Source organism: Lysobacter sp. K5869, from assembly GCF_018847975.1.
Taxonomy (GTDB): Bacteria; Pseudomonadota; Gammaproteobacteria; order Xanthomonadales; family Xanthomonadaceae; genus Lysobacter.
In genome coordinates this window covers 2,546,431-2,565,935 of record NZ_CP072597.1, presented here as the reverse complement: position 1 = coordinate 2,565,935, position 19,505 = coordinate 2,546,431, and the positions used below count along the sequence as shown (strand labels likewise).

General features: G+C 70.2%; 20 protein-coding genes and 1 tRNA gene. 10 read left to right on the top strand and 11 right to left on the bottom strand.

The genetic code is table 11. The annotated features are described in order from the left end of the window. Nucleotides 1–10: 10 nt before the first annotated feature. The 8 genes from ychF to J5226_RS10960 all read right to left on the bottom strand — a co-directional run bounded on the left by ychF (nt 11) and on the right by J5226_RS10960 (nt 7,827). Nucleotides 11–1,102, bottom strand: a complete 1,092-nt coding sequence (gene ychF / locus J5226_RS10995) for a redox-regulated ATPase YchF (RefSeq protein WP_215839939.1) — start codon at nt 1,100–1,102, stop codon at nt 11–13. Nucleotides 1,103–1,276: 174 nt separating this feature from the next. Then, nucleotides 1,277–1,855, bottom strand: a complete 579-nt coding sequence (pth, locus tag J5226_RS10990; RefSeq protein ID WP_215839938.1) for an aminoacyl-tRNA hydrolase — start codon at nt 1,853–1,855, stop codon at nt 1,277–1,279. A gap of 59 nt (nt 1,856–1,914) precedes the next feature. After that, complete coding sequence (locus tag J5226_RS10985; protein ID WP_215839937.1) at nt 1,915–2,574, bottom strand: 50S ribosomal protein L25/general stress protein Ctc; 660 nt, start codon at nt 2,572–2,574, stop codon at nt 1,915–1,917. A gap of 249 nt (nt 2,575–2,823) precedes the next feature. Continuing rightward, the gene (locus tag J5226_RS10980; protein ID WP_206410879.1) at nt 2,824–3,783 is read right to left on the bottom strand and encodes a ribose-phosphate diphosphokinase; all 960 of its coding nucleotides are present in this window, start codon (nt 3,781–3,783) and stop codon (nt 2,824–2,826) included. Nucleotides 3,784–3,897: 114 nt separating this feature from the next. Continuing rightward, a tRNA-Gln gene (locus J5226_RS10975) sits at nt 3,898–3,974 on the bottom strand. Nucleotides 3,975–4,036: 62 nt separating this feature from the next. After that, nucleotides 4,037–4,912: a 4-(cytidine 5'-diphospho)-2-C-methyl-D-erythritol kinase gene (gene ispE / locus J5226_RS10970; protein ID WP_215839936.1), complete on the bottom strand. Its 876-nt coding sequence runs from the start codon at nt 4,910–4,912 to the stop codon at nt 4,037–4,039. Between the two features lie 39 nt (nt 4,913–4,951). Then, nucleotides 4,952–6,010 carry a lipoprotein insertase outer membrane protein LolB gene (lolB, locus tag J5226_RS10965; protein ID WP_215839935.1) on the bottom strand — a complete coding sequence of 353 codons (1,059 nt, stop codon included), beginning with the start codon at nt 6,008–6,010 and terminating at the stop codon, nt 4,952–4,954. Further along, nucleotides 6,007–7,827: a tetratricopeptide repeat protein gene (locus J5226_RS10960; RefSeq protein ID WP_255323056.1), complete on the bottom strand. Its 1,821-nt coding sequence runs from the start codon at nt 7,825–7,827 to the stop codon at nt 6,007–6,009. The genes lolB and J5226_RS10960 overlap by 4 nt, the downstream gene beginning before the upstream one ends. 173 nt (nt 7,828–8,000) lie before the next feature. Here J5226_RS10960 and hemA point away from each other — a divergent pair, with 173 nt between their 5' ends. The 8 genes from hemA (at nt 8,001) to J5226_RS10920 (ending at nt 15,045) form a co-directional block, all read left to right on the top strand. Continuing rightward, on the top strand, nt 8,001–9,323 hold the full coding sequence (hemA, locus tag J5226_RS10955; protein ID WP_215839934.1) for a glutamyl-tRNA reductase: 1,323 nt from the start codon (nt 8,001–8,003) through the stop codon (nt 9,321–9,323). A gap of 66 nt (nt 9,324–9,389) precedes the next feature. Beyond that, a complete protein-coding gene (gene prfA, locus J5226_RS10950) occupies nt 9,390–10,472 on the top strand; it encodes a peptide chain release factor 1 (protein ID WP_215839933.1) in 1,083 nt (360 codons plus the stop codon). A gap of 299 nt (nt 10,473–10,771) precedes the next feature. Beyond that, nucleotides 10,772–11,230 (top strand): GNAT family N-acetyltransferase, encoded by a 459-nt coding sequence (locus J5226_RS10945; RefSeq protein ID WP_215839932.1) that lies wholly within the window; start codon nt 10,772–10,774, stop codon nt 11,228–11,230. Between the two features lie 19 nt (nt 11,231–11,249). Further along, entirely contained in the window at nt 11,250–12,974 is a 1,725-nt protein-coding gene (locus J5226_RS10940; RefSeq protein WP_215839931.1) for a tetratricopeptide repeat protein, read from the top strand. Between the two features lie 56 nt (nt 12,975–13,030). Continuing rightward, nucleotides 13,031–13,549, top strand: a complete 519-nt coding sequence (gene moaB, locus J5226_RS10935; RefSeq protein WP_215839930.1) for a molybdenum cofactor biosynthesis protein B — start codon at nt 13,031–13,033, stop codon at nt 13,547–13,549. 5 nt (nt 13,550–13,554) lie between these two features. Beyond that, on the top strand, nt 13,555–13,950 hold the full coding sequence (locus J5226_RS10930) for a helix-turn-helix transcriptional regulator (RefSeq protein WP_255323055.1): 396 nt from the start codon (nt 13,555–13,557) through the stop codon (nt 13,948–13,950). Next, on the top strand, nt 13,947–14,732 hold the full coding sequence (gene ppk2 / locus J5226_RS10925; RefSeq protein WP_215839929.1) for a polyphosphate kinase 2: 786 nt from the start codon (nt 13,947–13,949) through the stop codon (nt 14,730–14,732). Before J5226_RS10930 ends, ppk2 begins: the two co-directional genes overlap by 4 nt. Before the next feature lie 19 nt (nt 14,733–14,751). Further along, on the top strand, nt 14,752–15,045 hold the full coding sequence (locus tag J5226_RS10920; RefSeq protein WP_215839928.1) for a hypothetical protein: 294 nt from the start codon (nt 14,752–14,754) through the stop codon (nt 15,043–15,045). Nucleotides 15,046–15,262: 217 nt separating this feature from the next. Here J5226_RS10920 and J5226_RS10915 read toward each other — a convergent pair whose 3' ends face one another. Next, nucleotides 15,263–16,003 carry a helix-turn-helix transcriptional regulator gene (locus tag J5226_RS10915; protein WP_215839927.1) on the bottom strand — a complete coding sequence of 247 codons (741 nt, stop codon included), beginning with the start codon at nt 16,001–16,003 and terminating at the stop codon, nt 15,263–15,265. Nucleotides 16,004–16,152: 149 nt separating this feature from the next. On the opposite strand from J5226_RS10915, the gene J5226_RS10910 reads away from it, so the two are divergent. After that, nucleotides 16,153–16,557, top strand: coding sequence for a hypothetical protein (locus J5226_RS10910; RefSeq protein ID WP_215839926.1), 405 nt, complete (start codon nt 16,153–16,155; stop codon nt 16,555–16,557). A 121-nt stretch (nt 16,558–16,678) separates the two neighbouring features. Then, nucleotides 16,679–17,488 carry a DUF2145 domain-containing protein gene (locus J5226_RS10905; RefSeq protein ID WP_215839925.1) on the top strand — a complete coding sequence of 270 codons (810 nt, stop codon included), beginning with the start codon at nt 16,679–16,681 and terminating at the stop codon, nt 17,486–17,488. Between the two features lie 242 nt (nt 17,489–17,730). Here the strand turns inward: J5226_RS10905 and J5226_RS10900 are convergent, their stop codons facing one another. Then, nucleotides 17,731–18,822: an SRPBCC family protein gene (locus J5226_RS10900; protein WP_215839924.1), complete on the bottom strand. Its 1,092-nt coding sequence runs from the start codon at nt 18,820–18,822 to the stop codon at nt 17,731–17,733. 359 nt (nt 18,823–19,181) lie between these two features. Next, complete coding sequence (locus J5226_RS10895; RefSeq protein WP_215839923.1) at nt 19,182–19,451, bottom strand: acylphosphatase; 270 nt, start codon at nt 19,449–19,451, stop codon at nt 19,182–19,184. Nucleotides 19,452–19,505: the final 54 nt, after the last annotated feature.

Below are 19,505 nucleotides of genomic sequence, written 5' to 3'. Positions count from 1 at the left end.
CGTAGTCTACTCAAACATTGAACCGGAAGTGCAACACATCGCCTTCCTGGACGCGATATTCCTTGCCTTCCAGGCGCAGACGGCCGGCGTCGCGGGCGCCGGACTCGCCCTTGTACTTGATGAAATCGTCGTAAGCGATGGTTTCGGCGCGGATGAAGCCCTTCTCGAAGTCGGTGTGGATCACCGCGGCGGCCTGCGGCGCGGTCGAACCGGCCTTGACCGTCCAGGCGCGCACTTCCTTCACCCCGGCGGTGAAATAGGTCTGCAGGCCGAGCAGCGCGTAACCGGCGCGGATCAGGCGGTTCAGACCCGGCTCGTCCAGGCCCAGGTCGGCCAGGAAGGTGTCGCGGTCGGCGTCGTCGAGCTGGCTGAGCTCTTCTTCGATCGCCGCCGACACCGGCACCACCTGGGCGCCCTCGGCCACGGCGCGGGCGCGCACGGCGTCGAGGTGCGGATTGTTCTCGAAGCCGTCCTCGAGCACGTTGGCGACATACATGACCGGCTTGAGCGTCAGCAGGAACAGGTCGCGCAGCGCGGCCTTGTCGTCGTCCGACAGGTTCAGCGCGCGCGCCGGGGTGCCGGCGTCGAGGCCCTTGCGCACGCGGTCGAGGACCTCCTTACGCACGATCGCTTCCTTGTCGCCGGTCTTGGCCGAGCGCTCGGCGCGCTGGTAAGCCTTCTCGACGCTCTCCAGGTCGGCCAGCGCCAGCTCGGTATCGATGGTCTCGATATCGGCGATCGGGTCGACCTTGTTGTTGACGTGAATGATGTCCGGGTGCTCGAAGCAGCGCACCACGTGAGTGATCGCGTCGACCTCGCGGATATGCGCCAGGAACTTGTTGCCCAGGCCCTGCCCGCTGGCCGCGCCGGCGACCAGGCCGGCGATGTCGACGAACTCGACCGCGGTCGGGATCAGCTTCTGCGGCTTGACGATCTCGGCCAGCGCATTGAGGCGCGGATCCGGCACCGGCACCGCGCCGACGTTCGGCTCGATCGTGCAGAACGGGAAGTTGGCCGCGGCGATGCCCGCCTTGGTCAGCGCGTTGAACAGGGTCGACTTGCCGACGTTAGGCAGGCCGACGATGCCGCATTTGATGCCCATGAGGAGGAGATCCGGGAATAGGGAATGGGGAACAGGGAATGGGAGCTGCGCACCGAACCGCGCGTATCGCTGCGAGCTCGCAGCTCCCGCCAAAGAATCTTTCGCGCGAGGCCGGAAATCGTGGCGCGGCGAACTGGCAGTCCCCGCTCCCCGCTTCCCATTCCCGCTTTCGCTTCACTTCGCGGTATGCAACCGCGTCATCGCATCCATGAAATTGCCCTGCACCGCCAACGGCATCACATCGATGGCGTCGTCGATGGCGCGCAGGATCGTGGCCTCGTCGTCCTTGCCGGGACGGCCGAGCACCCACGGGGTGACTTTGTCCTTGTGGCCGGGGTGGCCGATGCCCAGGCGCAGGCGGTGGAACTTGCCGTGGCCGAGCAGTTGGATGGTGTCGCGCAAACCGTTCTGGCCGCCGTGGCCGCCGTCGAACTTGAGCCGGGCGGTGCCGGGCGCGAGGTCGAGCTCGTCGTGCGCGAGCAGCGCCTCCTCGGGCTCGATCTTCCAGTAGCGCAGCGCGGCGGTGACCGACTTGCCGGAGAGGTTCATGAAGGTGGCGGGCTTGAGCAGCCACACCGGCTTGCCGGCGATCTCGATCTTCGAGGTCTCGCCGAACAGCTTGGATTCCAGGCCGAAACGGCCGCCGAACTTGTCGTTCAGGGCGTCCACAAACCAGAACCCGGCATTGTGCCGGGTCCGGGTGTATTCGGCGCCGGGGTTGCCCAGGCCGACGATCAGGCGCAGTCCCGCCATGAACTAAGACAGTCCGCAAACGCGGACCGGCGCGCCGGCTACGGCGCGCCGGCCGGCGATCACTTCTTGTCTTCGTCCTTCTTCGAGACCTTGGCGGCCGGCACGTCCGCGGCGGGCGCGTCCTCGGTCGACTCGGCCTCTTCCTTGCCGTGCTTGGCGATCACGACGGCGACGTCGTGTTCCTTGCCCAGCTTCAGCTCGGGGATCTCGACGCCCTTCGGCAGCTTGAGCTCCGACAGGTGGACGATGTCGCCGACCTTCAGGCCCGACAGGTCGATCTCGATGAACTCCGGCAGGTCCTTCGGCAGGCAGGACACTTCGACTTCGTTGAGCTCGTGGGTGACCACGACGTCGGCGGACTTGCCGGCCGGCGACTTGTCTTCGTTGAGGAAGTGCAGCGGCACGGCCACGCGCAGCGCCTGGTTGGCGTCCACGCGCTGGAAGTCCAGGTGCATGATGATCTGCTTGAACGGGTGGCGCTGCATGTCGCGCAGGAGGACCTGCTCGACCTTGCCGTCGACGTCCAGGCTCAGGATCGAGGAGTAGAACCACTCGTGCTGGCTGGCCAGCCAGATCTTCTCGTGGTCGAGCTGGATCGGCTGCGGAGCGGCGGCGCCGCCGTAGATGATGGCCGGGATGTTGGCGGCATGACGAAGGCGGCGGCTCGCACCCTTCCCTTCGACCTTGCGGCCAGTGGCCTTGATGATGTGTTCGGACATTTGCTTGTACCTGTTTTTACTGCGTTAGGACCGCCTCGCGGCGGTTTGGATACTCACCCGCGACCAGGTGAGTGGCGTTCGGAAGCGGGAACGGGGAACAAAGGGAACAGGGAATGGCGATTCACGCCGCCCCCACTGCCTTAACCCGACCTCCTACCTCCAACAATCTGTCGCACTTGCTGGGAACCCGAACGGCTCGGCGCTCCGCGCCAGCCACCATTCCCCGCTCCCTTCTTTCCCTTTTCCCGCTTAATCGACGTACAGCGAACTCACCGACTCGCCGAACGCGATGCGGCGGATCGTCTCGGCCAGCAGCTCGGCCACGCTGAGCTGGCGGATCCGGCCGGTGGCCCGGGCCGCGGCGGTGAGCGGGATGGTGTCGGTCACCACCAGCTCGTCCAGCTGCGACTTGGTCACGTTGTCGATGGCCGCGCCCGACAGCACCGGGTGGGTGCAGTAGGCCACGACCTTCTGCGCGCCCTGCGCCTTGAGCGCCGCGGCGGCGGCGCACAGGGTGCCGGCGGTGTCGACGATGTCGTCGACCAGCACGCAGGTCTTGCCCGACACGTCGCCGATGATGTTCATCACCGTGGCGACGTTGGCGCGCGGGCGGCGCTTGTCGATGATCGCCAGGTCCGCGTCGTCCAGGCGCTTGGCGATCGCGCGAGCGCGCACCACGCCGCCGACGTCCGGGGACACCACGATCAGGTTGTCGGTGCCGTGCGCGCGCCAGATGTCGGCGAGCAGCAGCGGCGAGGCGTAGACGTTGTCGACCGGGATGTCGAAGAAGCCCTGGATCTGATCCGCATGCAGATCGACCGTGAGCACCCGGTCGGCGCCGACCGCGCCGAACATCTTGGCCGCGACCTTGGCGGTGATCGGCACGCGCGAGGAGCGCGGGCGGCGATCCTGGCGGGCGTAGCCGAAGTACGGCACCACCGCGGTCACGTTGGCGACCGAGGCGCGCTTGAGCGCGTCGATCAGCACCAGCAGTTCCATGAAATTCTCGGCCGTCGGCGCGTTCGTCGGCTGAATGACGAAGACTTCCTGGCGACGGACGTTCTCTTCGATCTCGACCTGCACTTCTCCGTCGGAGAAGCGGCCGACGAGGGCCTTGCCGAGCCGGATGCCCAGCTCCTTGCACACGGCTTCGGCCAGCGGACGGTTGGCGTTGCCGCTGAAAACCAGCAGGTTGCGATCGTTTTGCACTGTCATTTACTCCGCTTCGCTCTGACCGGGCGGTTCGGGAATGGGGAATCGAGAATCGGGAATCGCCGCGCGGCGATTCCCGATTCTCCATTCCCTACTCCCGCGAACAGCGAATGGCAGGGGCGGTAGGATTCGAACCTACGAATGCCAGGATCAAAACCTGGTGCCTTGGGCCTCTTGGCGACGCCCCTGCGGAAACCTGTAGAACGCGAGGTGACACGGTGTTTGCTGCGCGACGCGGCGAACCGGTGGTTCAACCCCGTCGGTTGGTTTCGAGCGCGGCGCGCAACGGCGAACGTTGCGCTCCGCCCGCCGTCCAGGCGCGCAGGCCCGGCGGCAGTTGCGTCAGCGCGGCTTCGGCGGATTCGCGCGTGGCGAACTCGACGAAACACCCGCTGCCGGACCCGGTGAGGCGTGGCGAACCGATTCGCGCCAAGGCGGCGAAGGCGGCCTCGACGGCGGCCTCGCGCTGACGCAGCACCGGCTCGAACGCATTCCCGAGCGGTCTACCCGAAACGAAGTCCGACATTGTCGCGGGCGGAGCATCCCGCGTCAATTCAGGCGATTGAAAAAGCGCCGCGGTCGGGGCGTGGACGCCGGGATCGGCAAGCACGTACCAGGCCGGGGGCAGCTCGACGGGGCGCAGCTCCTCGCCCACGCCCTCGGCCCAGGCGTTGTCGCCGCGCACGAACACGGGGACGTCGGCGCCCAGCCCGAGGCCGAGACGGGCCAGCGTTTCGACGCCCAGACCGGTGCCCCAGAGCGCGTCGAGGGCGACCAGGACGGTCGCGGCATCGGACGAGCCGCCACCGAAGCCGCCGCCGGCCGGAATGCGCTTTTCGATGACGATATCCACACCTTGGGCGCAGTTCGCTTCTTTTTTCAGCGCCAGCGCGGCGCGCACGGTAAGGTCGTCGGCCTCGGCCACACCGGCCACCGAGCCGCCGTGGCGGACGATGCGGCCGTCGGCGCGCGGCCGCAGGCGGATGCTGTCGCCCCAATCCAGGAGACGGAACACGGTCTGCAGCAGGTGATAGCCGTCGGCGCGGCGGCCGACGATGCGCAGGAACAGGTTCAGCTTGGCCGGGGCGGGCCAAACCGACCAGGTGGGTTCGGTGGGGTCGTGCATGGACGGCGGGATCCGGGAACGAGGCGGCAGCGAAAGGGTTCAGCGGAAATCGGCCTCGACGGACGCCCAAGCGCCCTCGCCCGCCCGCAGGTGCCAGCGCAGGGCCGCATTGTAGGTGGCGGCATAGGCGACGGCGCGGGCGCGCAGCGCCGGATCGAGCGCGACATCGGTATCGCTGCCGCGCAACACCCGCGCCGGCTCCGCCTCGGGATAGCCGAGTTCCAGGTCGGCGTGGGAGCCGTCCCAGCGCGGCGCGCCCCAGTTCGGCAGCGAAGTGCCGCCCCAGCCGTCGCCCAGGCCGACGGGGCGACGGTCGCCGAGCGCGACGCGGGCGCGCATATCGGCCTCGGGATCGCCTTCGTTCAGGGCGAGCATCTGCAGGCGCAGCGGATCGAGCGCGTCGAAGCCGGCGCCGCGAACGGCCGGCGCCGCCGCCACCGCCCCGCCCTGCCACTGATCCACGATCAACCGCACCCGCGCCGAGTCGCGCCGCGCGTCCAGGCGCGCGGGCAAGTCGCCGCTGGCCGGCCATTCGTAAGCGATGGTCCAGCCGCCTTGAACGATGGACTGCGGGCGCCCGTCGGGGCCACGGGCGATGCGCGCGTCGGCGCCGTCGCCGGCCGGCAGGCCGCGCAGCCAGTCGCCGAGGGCGGCGACCGGGATGTCCCAGCCGGTGGCCTGGAATAGGAGTTCGGCGGCGTCCGCACCTGCGCGCGGGCCGCCGTCCAGGCCTTCCAGGCGGGCGCCGTCGGGGCCGCCGCTCAGGCGCCAGCTCTGGCGGGTCACCGGGGCGCTCAGCGCGACCTCGTAAGCGCCGCCGCGCTGGTTCCACTCGATCCGCCCGCTGCCGCCTTTGCCCGCGTTGGACACGGCGATGCGGCCGGTCAGCGACCACTGCGCGGCGGCGCGCACGCGCGCCACGCGCGCGGCCTCGCGCTCGGCCGCGTCGGCGGCCGGCACGACCCGATCCGTCGGCGCGCCGGGACGCACGCCGGCGCCGGCGCACGCCGTCAGCAGCGCGGCCAGCACCGCCAGCGCGGCGATGCGGGCGCGCGCGAATCCGCCGGGCGCGGCGCCGTTCGCGAGCGCGCCGCTCATAAGCCGTACTTCTTCAGCGCGCGCTGCAACGAACGGTTGTCGGCGTCGATCTTGCGGCCCTGCTCGAAATACTTGCGCGCTTCGTCGCGGCGCCCGGTTTCCCACAGCAACTCGGCCAGATGCGCGGCGATTTCCGCGTCCTTCTGCATGGTCAGCGCGCGCCGCAGTTCGACTTCGGCCTCCTTGGTCCGGCCCAGGCGATAAAGCACCCAGCCGTAGCTGTCGACGATGGCGGCGTTGTCCGGCTCGGCGGTGCGCGCGCGTTCGATCAGCTCCAGCGCTTCCTGATAGCGCGTGGTGCGGTCGGCCAAGGTGTAGCCGAGCGCGTTGAGCGCGGCGATGCTGTCGGGCTCGGCCACCAGGATGCGGCGGAAGTCGGCTTCGGCGCGGGCGATGTCGTCGCGGCGCTCCCAGCTCAGGGCGCGCGCGTAGAGGATTTCCGGCTCGTCGGGGAACGCGGCGAGACCGCGGGCGAAGGCGTCGTTCTCGCCGGCGACGTTCTTGTCCTCGGCGCGCAGGTTCGCTTCCAGGATGTAGGCGTCGCGGCGGGTGTCGTCCTCGGCCGAGGCGTCGGACTGGATCGCGCGCAATGCGGCGAAGCCTTCGTCGGCGCGCTTGAGCTTGTGCAGCACGTTGGCCGCGCGCAGCCGCGCGATCTCGCGCTGCGGGCCGCCGGGCACACCCTGGTACCAGTTCAAAGCTTCGTCCAGGCGCTCCAGATATTCGGCGAGCTGGCCCAGCAGCAGGCGCCGCGCCGGATCGGGCTTGGCCGCGCTGGCGCGCAGTTCGTCGTACAGCACGGTCAGCGTGGCCTTGTCCTCGGCGCGGGCCAGGTAGGACGCGCGCAAGGCGTAGGTCTGGTCGTCCTGGGCGCCGCGCGCGAGCACCGCGGCGACGTTCTGGAAATCGTTGAGGCCTTCGTACTGCTCGGCGATCAGCGCGCGCAGGTTGTTGTCGGTGTCGGCCAGCGGCACCAGGGTGGCGAGCAGCTTGGTGGCTTCGTCGGTCTTGCCTTCGTCGCGCAGCTGGCTGACCCGGAGCAGGCCGACCCGCGGCTCGCCGGGGAAGCGGCGCACCACTTCGTCGATGATGCGCTCGGTCAGCTTGGGCTGGTCCAGGCGCTGGGCGAGGCCGCCGAACGCGACCCAGGCCATCAGATTGCGCTTGGGCAGACGGCCGCCGTCGACCAGCTTCTCGACCATCCGCGCGGTTTGCTTGGGATCCTTGGAGCCGGCGGTGAGCACGCCCAGCGCCTGCCGCCAGCCGGTGTCGGGCGCGGCGGTCATCAGCGCGTCGAGCTGGCGCAGCGCGGCGCGTTCGTCGCCGCGGCGCAGCGACAAGGTCGCCTCGGCCGCGGCGAACACGTTGCCCTGGCCGCCGAGCTTGCGCCACAGCGCCAGCGCTTCGGCCGCGGCGGCGTCCTCGCGCGCGACCAGGGCGATGCTGGTGGCGCGTTCGGCCAGGACCTTGTCGCCGGAGGCGCGCGCGGCCTTGAGATAGGCCGCGGAGGCGTCGTTGAGCTTGCCCGACTGCAGCGCGAATTCGCCGACCAACAGCGATTCCAGCGAGGCGCCGGTGGGGTCCTTGGCCGCGCCGGCCTGGATCGCGGCGCGGGCCGCGGCGAGCGCGGCGGCGCTGGGTTCGGCGACCGCGCCGGCGGCCGGCGTCGGGGCGGTGGCGCCGGCCAGCGCGCTCCAGCCGCAGGCCGCCAGCAGCAGCGCGGCGGCCAGGGGCGCGCGGCGGCGGCGGGCGGGGTCGGCGTTGTCTTCGGGACTGTCTATTGGACCGATCGAGAAAATCGAATCGTTAGAAGACACGGGGGGACCAGTGGGCCGGTAGAATGGCGGCCTTCAGCAGCCCGCAGCTTATCGCAAGCGCCTGAACCGATGTCCCGCCTCCGCCGCCGTCCGATGGAACTTTCCCGCCTCCGCGGGCGGGCCCCGGCGCGCGCGACCGGAGCGTCGGCGCGCGAGCGCGTGAGCCCTTCCGCATGAGCCTGTACGTCCTCGGCCTCAACCACCAAACCGCGCCGGTCAGCCTGCGCGAACGGGTGGCGTTCGCCGGCGACGCGGTGCCCGCCGCGCTGGCCGCGCTGCGCGCGCTGGCGCCGGTGCGCGAGGTGGCCTTGCTGTCGACCTGCAACCGCACCGAGATCTACGCGGTCGCCGACGACGACGGCCGCGCCTTGTCCGACTGGCTGGCCAGCCACCCCGACGACGCCGGCGACCTGCACGGTTACCTCTACCGCCATCGCGACGCCGACGCGGTGCGGCATCTGTTCCGGGTCGCCACCGGCCTGGATTCGCTGGTGCTGGGCGAACCGCAGATCCTCGGCCAAGTGAAAGACGCCTGGGCCGCCGCGCGCGGCGCCGGCACCTTGGGCAGCCAGCTCGACCGGCTGTTCCAGCAAGCCTTCTCGACCGCCAAGCGCGCGCGCACCGACACCCGCATCGGCGCCAACCCGGTGTCGGTGGCCTCGGCCGCGGTGCGGCTCGCGCAGGAATCCTTCGCCCGGCTCGAAGACTCGGCGGTGCTGCTGGTCGGCGCCGGCGAAACCATCGAGCTGGCCGCGCGCCATTTGGTCCAGGCCAAAGCCAAGCGCCTGCTGATCGCCAACCGCACCCTCGCCCACGCCCAGGACCTGGCCACCCGCCACGGTGGCGTGGCGCTGCCGCTGAGCGAACTCGACCGCCATCTGGCCGAAGCCGACATCGTGCTCAGCGCCACCGCCAGCCGCGAGCCGATCCTGCGCAAGCCGCAGGTCGCCGCCGCGCTGGCCTCGCGCAAGCACCGGCCGATGCTGCTGCTGGATCTGGCCGTGCCGCGCGACATCGCCGCCGACGTGGCCGATCTGAAGGACGTATTCCTCTACACCGTGGACGATCTGGAACGCGCCATCGAAGACAACCGCCGCAGCCGCCGCGAGGCCGCGACCGAGGCCGAGGCCATCGTCGAGCTGCAGGTCGCGCGCTTCGTCGAAACCCTGGCCGCGAGCACCCGCACCGCGCCGATCAAGCGCCTGCGCGATCACGGCGACGCCGCGCGCGAGGAAGTGCTGGCCAAGGCCCAGGCGCAGCTCGCCGCGGGCCAGGACCCGGGCGAGGTGCTCAACTTCCTCGCCCACACCTTGACCAACCGCCTGCTGCACGCGCCGACGATCGCGCTGCGCGAAGCGGCGCTGACCGGCAATCCGGAACTCGCGCGCGCGGCGGACAAGCTGTTTCCCGCGGCCAGCGGAGCGGGAATCGGGAATCGGGAATCGGAATCGGGACAGAGCGAATCGGCCGACGCCGAATCGCTGCACGACCGTTAGCGACCTCCCGTCGCCGACGTTCGCGCCGTTCCCATCTCCTGTCTCTTACCCGCTATTTCCCGCTCAATGACTCCCAGCCTGCGCCGCAAACTCGAAGCCCTGGCCGAACGCCGCGAAGAACTCGAACGCCTGCTCGCCGATCCCGGCGTGATCGGCGACAGCGAGCGCTTCCGCAAGTTCTCGCGCGAATTCGCCCAGCTCGAACCGGTGGCGCTGGCGCTGGCCGCCGAAACCCAGGCCAAGGCCGATCTGAGCGCGGCCGAAGCGATGCGCGGCGATCCGGAACTGCGCGAGTTGGCCGACGAGGAAATCGCCTCGGCTTCGGCCCGCCTGCAGCGGCTCGACGTCGAGCTGATGGCGCACCTGATCCCGAAAGACCCGCGCGACGACGGCGACCTGTATCTGGAAGTGCGCGCCGGCACCGGCGGCGACGAGGCGGCGATCTTCGCCGGCGACTTGTTCCGCATGTATTCGCGCTACGCCGAGCGCCAGGGCTGGAAGGTCGAAATCGAATCGTCCAATCCCGGCGAGCACGGCGGTTTCAAGGAAATCATCGCCCGGGTCGAAGGCCGCGGCGCGTATTCCAAGCTCAAGTTCGAGTCCGGCACCCATCGCGTGCAGCGCGTGCCGGAGACCGAATCGCAAGGCCGCATCCACACCTCGGCGGCGACCGTGGCGATCATCGCGGTGGAGCCGGAAGGCGAGCCGATCGAGATCAATCCGGCCGATTTGAAGATCGACACCTTCCGTTCCTCCGGCGCGGGCGGCCAGCACGTCAACAAAACCGAATCGGCGATCCGCATCACCCACCTCCCCAGCGGCGTGGTGGTCGAAAACCAGACCGAGCGCAGCCAGCACGCCAACCGCGACAAGGCGCTCAAGCGCCTGCAAGCGATGCTGGCCGACGCCGCCGCGGCCAAGGCCGCCGCCGCGCAGGCGCAGGACCGGCGCCTGCAGGTCGGCAGCGGCGACCGCAGCCAGCGCATCCGCACCTACAACTTTCCGCAGGGCCGGATCACCGATCACCGGGTCGAGGGGCTGACCTTATACGACCTGCCGAACGTGATCGCCGGGGAATTGGACGGGTTGATCGGGCGCTTGGTGCACGAGCATCAGGCCGACGAATTGGCGCGCTTGTCGGCCGGTTGAGTGCGTCGTCGCGGGCGTCGGCGAGCTGGCGCGACAACCGCCCCATCGAGTCCGCAGTCGCAACAGCCCCCTGTAGGAGCGGCGCGAGCCGCGACCGCGACAACGCAACCATTGCGAACCTTTCGGCGTAGCTGCGTTGCCGCGGTCGCGGCTCGCGCCGCTCCTACAGGTAGATCGCCCGCATCCGGCGCGAACTGAGAGCCCGCGCACGCCCCGCCCCGATCGGCCGTCGCAAGTCATGACGCTGCCCCCGGCCTGCGGCCATAATCGGCCCCTCCCCCGCCCTCGCCGACTTCCGCATGAGCCTCGCCATCCGCCGCGCCGTCGCCGCCGATCTGGACCTCGTCGCGCCGCTGTTCGACCGCTACCGACACTTCTACACCCAGCGCCAGGACGAAGCGGCCTCGCGCGCCTTCATCGGCGAGCGCTTGCGGCGCGGCGACTCGACGGTGCTGCTGGCCGCGCTCGACGGCGCCGACGGCGCCGGCTTCGTCCAGCTGTATCCGACCTTCTCGTCGGTGCGCGCCGCGCGCGTGTGGGTGCTCAACGATCTCTACGTCGAGGCGACCGCGCGCCGCCGCGGCGTCGCCCGCGCGCTGCTCGACGCCGCGGCCGAATTCGCCCGCGCCGACGGCGCCGCGCGCCTGGAGCTGGAAACCGATCACGACAACGCCCAGGCCCAGGCGCTCTACGACAGCGCCGGCTGGCAACGCTACGACGGCACCCAGCGTTACCAACTGCCGCTGGCGCAAGCCTGATCGCGCCGAGCCCCGCGCCATGACCGATCCGCGCGTCGCCCTGCGCCAATCCCTGCGCGCCCATCCCGCCGATGCGATGGGTTGGGTGATGCTGGCCGAACACGAACTCGACGCCGGCGACGCCGCATCCGGCGAAATCGCCGCGCGCCGCGCGCTGGAGCTGCGCCCCGGCCATCCCGAAGCGCTGGCGCGACTGGGCCGCGCGCAATGGATGCTCGGCCGCCGCGACGAAGCGGTGCACAGCCTGCGCGCGGCCACCCGCGCCGCGCCGCGGCATCCGGGCATGGCGCTGTGGCTGGGCCATGCGCTGGAAGACGTCGGCGACGCCGAGGGCGCGCTGGCCTCGTATGCCCACGCCTATTCGCTGGCGCCGCAGGAGCCGCAACTGGCGGCGTACCTGCTGGCCTGGAAACGCAAACTCTGCGACTGGCGCGAACTCGACGGCCTCGCCCGTCAGGTGCGCGAGGCGGTCGCGCGCGCGCAAGCCTCGGTGGAGCCGTTCGCGTTCCTCAGCGAAGACGCCAGCGCCGCCGAACAGCGCCGCTGCGCCAGCCTGCGCGCGTCGAGCATCGCCCGGGCCGTGCGCACGCTGTCGCCGGCGCCGGCCAAGGACGCGCAGGCGCCGGTGCGCGCCGGCTTTTTGTCCAACGGCTTCGGCAACCATCCCACCGGCTTGCTCACGGTCGCGCTGTTCGAAGCGCTCAAACGCCGCGGCGGCTTGGAGACGCATCTGTTCGCGCTCAACCGCGACGACGGCAGCGCCATCCGCCGGCGCCTGCGCGAAGCGGCGACGCAGTTGCACGATGTCGCGCAACAGCCGCACGCGCAGGTCGCCGACGCGATCCGCCGCGCCGGCATCGACGTGTTGTTCGACCTGCGCGGCTGGGGCGGAGGCGGCGCGCCGGAAGTGCTGGCGATGCGGCCCGCGCCGGTGCAGGTGAACTGGCTCGCCTATCCCGGCACCAGCGCCGCGCCGTGGATCCATTACGTGCTGGCCGACCGCTTCGTCCTGCCCGAAGCGATGGCGCAGGATTTCAGCGAAACCGTGGCCTGGCTGCCGCGCTGCTTCCAACCCTCCGACACCACCCGCGTGCCGGGCGAACCGCCCGACCGCGTCGCCTGCGGCCTGCCCGCCGAGGACGTGGTGTTCTGCTGCTTCAACAACAGCTACAAGCTCAACCCGCGCAGCCTGACGCGCGCGCTGGAGGTATTGCGCGGAGTGCCCGGCAGCGTGCTGTGGCTGCTGTCGGGGCCGGGCAACGCCGATGCGCGGCTGCGCGAGGCCGCCGCCCAGCGCGGCATCGACCCGGCGCGGCTGGTGTTCATGCGCAAGCAGCCGCACGCCGATTATCTGGCGCGGCTGCGCCACGCCGATCTGTTCCTCGACACCCATCCCTACAACGCCCACACCACCGCCTCCGACGCGCTGTGGGCCGGCTGCCCGGTGCTCACCACGCCCGGCGCGACCTTCGCCGCGCGCGTGGCCGGCAGCCTCAACCATCATCTCGGCCTGGCGCATATGAACGTCGCCGACGATGCCGCCTTCGTCGCCCGCGCGGTCGCGCTGGGCAACGACCGCGCCGCGCTGGCGGCGTTGCGCGCGGAACTGGCGGCGCGCCGCGGCGACAGCGGCGCGTTCGACATGGACGGCTTCGCGGTCGACTTCGCCGCGATGACCCTGGCGATGGCGCGGCGCCAGCGCAAGGGCGAGGCGCCGGCGCCGCTGCAGGGGCCGGCGCGGTGAGCGCCTTCGCTTTTTCCTAACCCCCGCCCGGCGCGGTTTGCGCTAGTCTCGGCGGCATGACCGCCGACCGCGATTTCATCCCCCTGAATCTGTGCGTGCTGACCGTTTCCGACAGCCGCACCCTCGCCAACGATACTTCCGGCGATTACCTGATCCAGTCGCTGACCGACGCCGGCCACCGCTTGGTCGAACGCAAGCTGCTGCCCGACGACCGCTACAAATTGCGCGCCGCGGTGTCGCAGTGGATCGCCGACGACGGCGTCGACGGCATCCTGGTCACCGGCGGCACCGGCTTCACCGGCCGCGACTCCACGCCCGAGGCGCTGTTGCCGCTGCTGGACAAGGAAATGCCGGGCTTCGGCGAACTGTTCCGCGCGATCAGCTACGACGAGATCGGCACCTCGACCTTGCAGTCGCGCGCCTTCGCCGGACTGGCCAACGCCACCTTCCTGTTCTGCCTGCCGGGCTCGACCTCGGCCTGCCGCACCGCCTGGGAAAAGATCGTCGGCGCGCAGCTCGACGCGCGCACCCGGCCGTGCAACCTCGCCACTTTGCGTCCCCGCCTCAAGGAGTGATGCGCATGTCGCTGGACACCACGTTGCGCCTGCTGGCCAAGGCCAGCGGCCTGAGCGTGACCGACCTGGCCACCGCGATCCCGCGCGCCGGCGCCAACACCGTCAGCGCCTGGCTGCGCGGCGAGAAGCTGCCCGGCCGCGATCAGCTCGACGCGCTGGCGCGCGCCTTCGGCGTGCCCGCCGGCGCGCTGCTGGCCGAACTCGCCAGCACGCTCGACCCGGCCCGCACCCAGGGCGAACACGACCTGCTCGCCGCCTACCGCGCGCTCGACACCCGCCAGCAAGGCGCGCTGCTCGAAGTCGCCGCGAGCATGGCCGGCACCCGCCGCGCGGCGCCCGCGCGCGCCGCGCGCAAGGCGCCGGCGAAGAAGGCTTCCGCCCGCAAGAAGGCCGCCCGATGAGCAAGCTCAAGCGCAAGGAATACGAAGCGCAACTGGAACCGCTGCAACTGGAGCTGGCGGCGATGGCGCGCTGGCTGCAGCACAGCGGCAAGCGGGTGATGGTGATCTTCGAAGGCCGCGACACCGCCGGCAAGGGCGGCGCGATCGGCTCGATCTCCGAGAACCTCAACCCGCGCCAATGCCACATCGTCGCCCTGTCCAAGCCGAGCGAACGCGAGGCCGGACAGTGGTATTTCCAGCGCTACGTGCCGCATCTGCCGGCGGCCGGCGAAATCGTCCTGTTCGACCGCAGCTGGTACAACCGCGCCGGCGTCGAGCAGGTCATGGGCTTCGCCAAGCCCGAGCAGGTCAAGGCCTTCCTCAAGCAGGCGCCGGTGTTCGAGAAGCTGTTGGTCGACGACGGCATCGTGCTGTTCAAGTACTGGCTGTGCTGCGATCAGGACAAGCAGGAAGAGCGTTTCGCCGAGCGTTTGCAAGACCCGCTCAAGCGCTGGAAGCTCTCGCCGATCGACTTGCAGGCGCGCGCCCACTACGACGACTACACCCGCGCCCGCGAAGCGATGCTCGACGCCACCCACACCAAGCACGCGCCGTGGACGCTGGTGGATTTCAACGACCAGCGCCAGGGCCGGCTGAGCTTGATCCGCGACTTGCTGTCGCGCTTGCCCGACACCGATGTCGCGCCGGCGAAGCTCGACTTCCCGCCGCTCAAGAGCAAGCCGGCGAAGGAAAAATTCGGCGCGTTGAAACCCATCGGCGGAAAATCGGGCGGCAAGGGCTGACACCATCACCGGAGGCGATATGGACCGCGAACAGGCCGAGCGCACCAGCCTGTTGTTGGCAAGCATGAACGCCACCCTCGACCGGCATCTGCTGCAACTGCAGGCGCAGCTGCCGCACGACGAATTCCGCGCCTTGTGCGAGGACATCGGCCGGGTCACCGGCGAATTGCTGAGCGTGACCGCGCCGCTCTATCGGCAGTTTCCGCAGCTCAAGCCCGAGGAGCTCGGTGGGCCGTATCGGATGGAGTTCGTTGAAGTTCCCGAGGCGATGTTCGCGCGTAAGGCGGTTCCGCCTAGCGCCGAGTTCGACTGACGGTTCACTTCGAAAATCGGGTGCTACCTGTAGGAGCGGCGCGAGCCGCGACCGCGACAACGCAACTGCGACGAACGCTCCGGCGTAGTTGCGTTGTCGCGGTCGCGGCTCGCGCCGCTCCTACAAAAAGCGGGTGGGCTTTGGGCTTCGGGGGGAATCGCTTTCGGGCGTCGCTTCGGTTGATCGCGGCTTACGCCGCTCCTACGCACCGCACACCTCAGGCCTGCGAACGCCGATACGGGTGGAACAGCTGCAACAGCCACGGCTTCTGCGCCAGCACCAGGCTCACGCCGACCCGCTCCTGCGCGCTCAAGGCCGCGTCGCGCGCCAGCAGCGCGTCGAACTCGCGCGCCACTTCGCCCAGCCGCTGCTTGAGCTGACGGATGCCGGCGGGGCTCAGCGCGCCGCTGAGCAGGAGCAACACGTCCTGCTCGCCGTCGAACGGGTCGGCGAAGTAGTCGTGCAACAGGTTCAAGCGGAAGTAGCGCTCCATCGGCCCGTCGGCGCGCCAACGGAAGTTGCGCGCGGTCAGCGGGCGGCCGCGGTTGCCGGGCATCAACTCGATGATGCCGAGCCGGTCCAGCCGCACCAGCAGCTGGGTCCAGCGCGCGTCGGAGAAATTGAAGTGGGCCTGCATGTCGACCTGTTTCCAGCGGTTCAAGGTCAGAAACAGCGCCAGCAGCAGTTCGGGTTCGTCGACCAGCGCCTGCTCCTGCGCCTCGCTGAGCGTGGCCATCGGCGCGCGGCCGCGGCCGGCTTCGGCGCTGAGTTCGGCCAGGCCGATGTCGAGGACGTCGCAGATCTCCTCCAGCCGCGCCAGGCTCATCGCCCGCCGCGAGAACATGCGCTTGACCGCCGCCTCGCTGAGCTTGAGCCGGGCGGCGAGGTCGCGGTAAGTGAGGTCCTGCGCGCGCAAAAAGCGCTTGAGGGCGTCGACGAGTTCGATGGAGAGGGCCATGGGTAGCAAAATACGCTACCGGCGATGGAAATCCGAGCGACCTTGCCGATGCTCGTTGCCAGCCCCGCCGCGGCCCCGGAAGTTAGGCCGCAGGTCGAAACGAGGTGGCACGAATGCCAAGGATTGCCGAACGCCTGCTCCCCCTTGCGATGGCCTCAGTCGCCGTCATCGCGCTGCCGGCAGGGAGGCCGGCCAGCGCGGCGGTGCAATCCGACGCCGCCAGCCGGCAGTCGGCGGCCAGCCTGGACGCTTCGGTCGAGGTGCCGGCGGCCGCCGCTCACGCGCTGTCGCAAGGCGCGAAATTTTCCGTCGTCGCGGTCGAGGCCAGCGGTCGGGCCGTCGCGGTGACGCTGTCCGCCGCCGCGGTGGGCACCTCGCTGGTGGTCACGCTGTCGGCCGAACAGGCAAGCAAATTGGGATTGGCGGTCGGCGCTTCGGTGGTCGTCGCCGCGGTCGGCGCCGGTTGGTTGATCAGCGACGCCGCCGGCCACGTGTTTTGTTTCGTGCCCGACGAACGCGCGCGCAAGCATCTGCACAGCCGGCGGCTGAGCTGAGATGAGCGTGGCCACGACGGGCAAGGCGCAGGAAGGAGCGTTGGGCAGGGAGCGGGAACCGGCGCAAGGACGCGGCCGGGCAACGAAGGCCGCCGCATCGTTCGCGCACGGCAGGACGCTGATGGCGACGGCGATGCTGGCGGCGACGCTGGCGATATGGCCCGCACAAGGACGTGCGGGCACCGGATGCGGCAGCGAACCGCTGGCCCCGCGCAAACTCGCCGACGCCGCGCAAACCGCGCTGATCGTGGCCGACGCGCTCGACCAGCGCGACGCGCCGCTGGCGCTGGTGGCGCGGGTGGGCACCGATCTGTCGGCGCAGGGTTTGGTCTACAGCCATGTCGGCTTCGTCGTGCGCGATCATCCGGCCGGACGCTGGACCGCGGTGCATCTGCTCAACGAATGCGGCAGCGACCGTTCCCATCTCTACAGCCAGGGCTTGGTCAATTTCTTCGCCGACGATCTGGTCAACCAGGACGCGCGCATCGTCTGGCTCGAACCCGAACTGGCGCGGCGCCTGGCCGAGCGGCTGCGCGCGCTGCCGCAAGGCGCGCTGCATCAGCCGCATTACAACCTGATCGCGCGGCCGGGCAGCGCCGAGTATCAGAACTCGACCGCGTGGGTGCTGGAAACCGTCGGCGCGGCGCTGGCGCAAACGCCGGCGCCGGACCGCGCCGCCGCGTTCGCCGCCGCGCAACGCGACGGCTTCCGCGCCGACCGCGTGCATATCCCCTATTCCAAGCGCGTGCTCGGCGGTTTGTTCAGCGCCAATGTCGCGTTCACCGATCACCCGGTCGGTACGCGGCTCGGCGGCGATTATCCGGTGGTGACGGTGCGTTCGATCGTCGAGTACCTCGACCGCAGCGGGCACGTGCAGACGCAGCGGGAGTGGCGCAACGGGCGCGCGATGGAAACGCTCGGCGCGTTGTAGTTCGTGGGGCCTTCGCTTTGTGTAGGAGCGGCGCGAGCCGCGACCAACCGAAGCGACGTCATGCCACGAAACTTTCCGAAGCCCGGCACCACTGGCCGCCGCTGTCACCGATTTTCTGGTCTTCGGCAAGCGGCGCTTGCGTACGTCGCTTCGGTTGGTCGCGGCTCGCGCCGCTCCTACAGGTGGCGACCGGTTTTCGCGGCGATCTGTTGGTCGGATCGCCGCGAACGGCGGGCACGGACTCAGAACACGAAGTCGACGACGCCCTCGATGAAGTCGCCGGCCTTGTCGGCGCCGGCGCTGATCCCGTCGCCGATGGTGTCGGTGACGTCGCGCACCACGCCGCCGCCGGGGATGCCGGCCCAGTCCATGACGTCGCCGGCCCAGCCGCCCCAATGGTCGATGGTCTCGTTGGCCAGTTCGCCGCCGCTGTCGATCAGCACGTCGGTGAAGTTGCCCGGGTCGGAGGCGATGGTGAGCAGCATCTGGCCCCAACCCTTGATCAGGTCCGGGCTCACCGCCGAGGTGCCGATGCCGGTGTAGTCCGGGTCGCCGTTGAACTGGCCGTAGATCTCGCGGTGGGCGTTCTGCCACGCGTTGTGCTGGCCGCCGGAGACCGAGGCCAGCTCTTGGATGTCGCCGACCAGCGGCGTGCTGGCCTGGAAGCTGGCGTCCTGGGTCAGGGTGGTGCCGCCGTTGCAGTTCTCGGTGAAGGTGAAGGTCTGGGTGCCGCGCAGCACGTGGCCGTCGAGGGTGTTGATGGTGATGGCGTGGGCGCTGTCGTCGAGGCGGATCTCCACCGGCAGCCAGGTCGGCGGCGGGCCGCCGGTTTCGAGCATGTAGCGGCCGCCGTCTTCCAGGCGCTGGGCCGGCGGGCGGATTTCCATGCCGCCGGCGCCGAAGACCTGATCGGGGTTCTGCACGAAGTGGTCGTAGGCTTCCTGCGGCGTGGCGTTGGGAATGTCGCTCTGGTACACGGCGCGGGTCACTTCGCGGCCGACCTCGCCGATCGGCGGGTTCGGCTGCAGGTCGCGCAGGATGTTGCTGACGTCGCCGTCGCTGGGATAGCGCGGCGTGCCCGGCGTGTGCCCGGTCAGGTAGCTGGCGAAGCCGCGCGTGGCCAGCGCCAGCAGCGCGTCGCGCTGGTGTTCCTGCTGGTCGTGGGTGCCGCCGACGGCGAGGTCGGGATCCGGGCCTTGCACGCCGATTTCGAACTGGTTCGGGCCGGCATCGGCCTTGACCGGGTTGAGCCCCGGCGCGCGCGGGTCGGCCGGCGGCGGCGTCGGCGGGCAGAGGGGATAGTTGGCGGGGCGGTAGGCGTCGATCGGCAGCACGGGGAGAACTCCTTTTCCGCGGGGGACCCCTGCATTGCACTCCCGCGCCGGGCGCGCGCCAATCGGGGCTGGCCCGAGCTAGGGGCGGCCCTAGGCAACCGAAGCGACGCACGAAAGCGCTCCTCCTCGAAGCCGCAATCCCGCAGCCGCCGCTTTCTGTAGGAGCGGCGCGAGCCGCGATCAACCGAAGCGACGCACGAAAGCGCTCCTCCTCGAAGCCGCAATCTCACCGCCGCCGTTTTCTGTAGGAACGGCGCGAGCCGCGACCGCGACAACGCAACGGCCGCGCGAGTTTCGGCATGGTTGCGTTGTCGCGGTCGCGGCTCGCGCCGCTCCTACATAACCGCCGGCGCGCCCGCTCAGCCGCAGACGAAGCCGTCCCCGGCCTCGTCTTCGCCGGCCGGCTCGCGTTCGAGCCGGTCGACCCGCGCGTTCGGCGGGCCGTGCCGCAGCCATTGCGCGAGGCGCTCGATCGCCGCCGCGTCGCCGGCCGCCAGCACTTCGACCCGGCCGTCGCGCAGGTTGTTGGCGTACCCCCGCAACTCCAGGCCCACGGCTTGCTCGCGAGTGCTCGCGCGGAACCACACGCCCTGCACCTTGCCGGAGACGTAGAAGCGCGCCGCGCTCATGTCAGGTGTTGCCGCCGCTGGCGCCGCCGTTGCCCGCTGCGCCTTTGCTGTCCG

What these genes read in the sequence shown, in the direction of transcription:
- ychF (WP_215839939.1), bottom strand. Translation starts at nt 1,102, where the DNA reads ATGGGCATCAAATGCGGCATCGTCGGCCTGCCTAACGTCGGCAAGTCG.
- pth (WP_215839938.1), bottom strand. Translation starts at nt 1,855, where the DNA reads ATGGCGGGACTGCGCCTGATCGTCGGCCTGGGCAACCCCGGCGCCGAA.
- J5226_RS10985 (WP_215839937.1), bottom strand. Translation starts at nt 2,574, where the DNA reads ATGTCCGAACACATCATCAAGGCCACTGGCCGCAAGGTCGAAGGGAAG.
- ispE (WP_215839936.1), bottom strand. Translation starts at nt 4,912, where the DNA reads ATGCACGACCCCACCGAACCCACCTGGTCGGTTTGGCCCGCCCCGGCC.
- lolB (WP_215839935.1), bottom strand. Translation starts at nt 6,010, where the DNA reads ATGAGCGGCGCGCTCGCGAACGGCGCCGCGCCCGGCGGATTCGCGCGC.
- hemA (WP_215839934.1), top strand. Translation starts at nt 8,001, where the DNA reads ATGAGCCTGTACGTCCTCGGCCTCAACCACCAAACCGCGCCGGTCAGC.
- prfA (WP_215839933.1), top strand. Translation starts at nt 9,390, where the DNA reads ATGACTCCCAGCCTGCGCCGCAAACTCGAAGCCCTGGCCGAACGCCGC.
- J5226_RS10945 (WP_215839932.1), top strand. Translation starts at nt 10,772, where the DNA reads ATGAGCCTCGCCATCCGCCGCGCCGTCGCCGCCGATCTGGACCTCGTC.
- J5226_RS10940 (WP_215839931.1), top strand. Translation starts at nt 11,250, where the DNA reads ATGACCGATCCGCGCGTCGCCCTGCGCCAATCCCTGCGCGCCCATCCC.
- moaB (WP_215839930.1), top strand. Translation starts at nt 13,031, where the DNA reads ATGACCGCCGACCGCGATTTCATCCCCCTGAATCTGTGCGTGCTGACC.
- J5226_RS10930 (WP_255323055.1), top strand. Translation starts at nt 13,555, where the DNA reads ATGTCGCTGGACACCACGTTGCGCCTGCTGGCCAAGGCCAGCGGCCTG.
- ppk2 (WP_215839929.1), top strand. Translation starts at nt 13,947, where the DNA reads ATGAGCAAGCTCAAGCGCAAGGAATACGAAGCGCAACTGGAACCGCTG.
- J5226_RS10920 (WP_215839928.1), top strand. Translation starts at nt 14,752, where the DNA reads ATGGACCGCGAACAGGCCGAGCGCACCAGCCTGTTGTTGGCAAGCATG.
- J5226_RS10915 (WP_215839927.1), bottom strand. Translation starts at nt 16,003, where the DNA reads ATGGCCCTCTCCATCGAACTCGTCGACGCCCTCAAGCGCTTTTTGCGC.
- J5226_RS10910 (WP_215839926.1), top strand. Translation starts at nt 16,153, where the DNA reads ATGGCCTCAGTCGCCGTCATCGCGCTGCCGGCAGGGAGGCCGGCCAGC.
- J5226_RS10905 (WP_215839925.1), top strand. Translation starts at nt 16,679, where the DNA reads ATGGCGACGGCGATGCTGGCGGCGACGCTGGCGATATGGCCCGCACAA.
- J5226_RS10895 (WP_215839923.1), bottom strand. Translation starts at nt 19,451, where the DNA reads ATGAGCGCGGCGCGCTTCTACGTCTCCGGCAAGGTGCAGGGCGTGTGG.